This window comes from Variovorax sp. WDL1, from assembly GCF_001541225.1.
Classification (GTDB): Bacteria; Pseudomonadota; Gammaproteobacteria; order Burkholderiales; family Burkholderiaceae_C; genus Variovorax.
Genome location: NZ_LMTS01000221.1, coordinates 24,872 through 26,755 on the forward strand (window position 1 = coordinate 24,872; position 1,884 = coordinate 26,755).

At 66.9% G+C, this 1,884-nt stretch carries 2 protein-coding genes and 1 pseudogene; all 3 read left to right on the plus strand.

The annotated features are described in order from the left end of the window. Positions 1 to 414: pseudogene (locus tag APY03_RS44620) on the plus strand (NAD(P)(+) transhydrogenase (Re/Si-specific) subunit alpha); the annotation flags it as partial. Between the two features lie 5 nt (positions 415 to 419). Continuing rightward, the gene (locus tag APY03_RS27570; RefSeq protein ID WP_068681903.1) at positions 420 to 740 is read left to right on the plus strand and encodes an NAD(P) transhydrogenase subunit alpha; all 321 of its coding nucleotides are present in this window, start codon (positions 420 to 422) and stop codon (positions 738 to 740) included. Then, positions 737 to 1,884: NAD(P)(+) transhydrogenase (Re/Si-specific) subunit beta (locus tag APY03_RS27575; RefSeq protein WP_068681905.1), on the plus strand; the 1,148-nt coding region annotated here is incomplete at its 3' end. The genes APY03_RS27570 and APY03_RS27575, both read left to right, overlap by 4 nt.

Here is a 1,884-nt window from a genome sequence, read left to right on the forward strand (position 1 = left end):
GCGCGCCAGCAGGTCGAGGTGGCCAAGCGCGTCGCGCTGGCGGACATCGTCCTCAGCACCGCGCTCATCCCGGGCCGCGCCGCGCCGACGCTGGTCACCGAGGACATGGTCAAGTCGATGAAGCCGGGCTCGGTGATCGTCGACATCGCCGCCGGCAGGGGTCCGGACGGCGTGGGCGGCAACTGCCCCCTGTCGGAGGCCGACCGCACGGTGGTGAAGCACGGCGTCACGATCGTCGGGGAAACCAATCTCGCTGCACTCGTCGCGGCGGACGCCTCTGCGCTCTATGCCCGCAACGTGCTGGACTTCCTCAAGCTCATCGTGACCAAGGAAGGCTCGCTCAAGATCGATCTCGAGGACGACATCGTGGCCGCGTGCCGCATGACGCAAGACGGCCAAGTCACCAGGAAGTAAGCACCATGGATCCCGTTTCCCACACCGTCATCAACCTGATCATCTTCGTGCTGGCGATCTACGTCGGCTACCACGTGGTCTGGACCGTCACCCCCGCGCTGCACACGCCGCTCATGGCCGTGACCAACGCGATCTCGGCGATCGTCATCGTCGGCGCCATGCTGGCCGCCGCGCTCACCGAGACCACGCTCGGCAAGACCATGGGCGTGCTGGCCGTGGCGCTGGCCGCGGTCAATGTGTTCGGCGGCTTCCTGGTCACGCGGCGCATGCTGGAGATGTTCAAGAAGAAAGAGAAGAAGACCGTGGCGAAGGAGGGCGCGAAATGAGCATGAGCGTCGTCACGCTGCTGTACCTGGTGGCGTCGGTCTTCTTCATCCAGGCCCTGAAGGGCCTGAGCCATCCCATTACCTCGATCCGCGGCAACATGTTCGGCATGGCCGGCATGGCGATCGCCGCGCTGACCACCGCGGCGTTGATCGTCGAGCTGGCAGGTGGCAAGGCGCTGGGCATGGGCTGGGTGCTGCTCGGCCTGCTGGTCGGCGGCACCGCCGGCACCATCGCCGCCAAGCGTGTCGAGATGACCAAGATGCCCGAGCTGGTCGCCTTCATGCACAGCATGATCGGCCTCGCCGCGGTGTTCATCGCCGTGGCGGCCGTGGCCGAGCCCTGGGCCTTCGGCATCTCGGCGCACGACGAGACGATCCCGGGCGGCAACCGGATCGAGCTCGCGCTCGGCGCCTTCATCGGCGCGGTGACGTTCACCGGCTCGATCATCGCGTTCGGCAAGCTCTCGGGCAAATACAAGTTCCGTCTGTTCCAGGGCGCGCCGGTGCAGTTCAAGGGCCAGCACATCCTCAACGCGGTGCTCGGCCTGGCAGCCGCGTTCTTCGTGTTCGGCTTCCGGCATTCGCAGAGCTGGATGGACATTTGCCTGGTCATCGCGCTCGGCTTCGCGCTCGGCGTGCTGCTCATCATCCCGATCGGCGGCGCCGACATGCCGGTGGTGGTGTCGATGCTCAACAGCTACTCGGGCTGGGCCGCGGCCGGCATCGGCTTCTCGCTGAACAACGCGATGCTGATCATCGCGGGTTCGCTGGTGGGCTCTTCGGGCGCGATCCTGAGCTACATCATGTGCAAGGCCATGAACCGCTCCTTCTTCAACGTGATCCTGGGCGGCTTCGGCGGCGAGGCCGCGGCGGCCACGGGCGGTGCCCAGGAGCAGCGCCCGGTCAAGAGCGGCAGCGCCGACGACGCGGCCTACATGCTGGGCAACGCCGACACCGTGATCATCGTGCCGGGCTACGGCCTGGCGGTGGCGCGTGCCCAGCATGCGGTGAACGAGCTGGCCGAGAAGCTCACGCACAAGGGCGTGAAGGTGAAGTACGCCATCCATCCGGTGGCCGGCCGCATGCCGGGCCACATGAACGTCTTGCTGGCCGAGGCCGAGGTGCCCTACGACCAGGTGTTCGA

What these genes read in the sequence shown, in the direction of transcription:
- APY03_RS27570 (WP_068681903.1), top strand. Translation starts at nt 420, where the DNA reads ATGGATCCCGTTTCCCACACCGTCATCAACCTGATCATCTTCGTGCTG.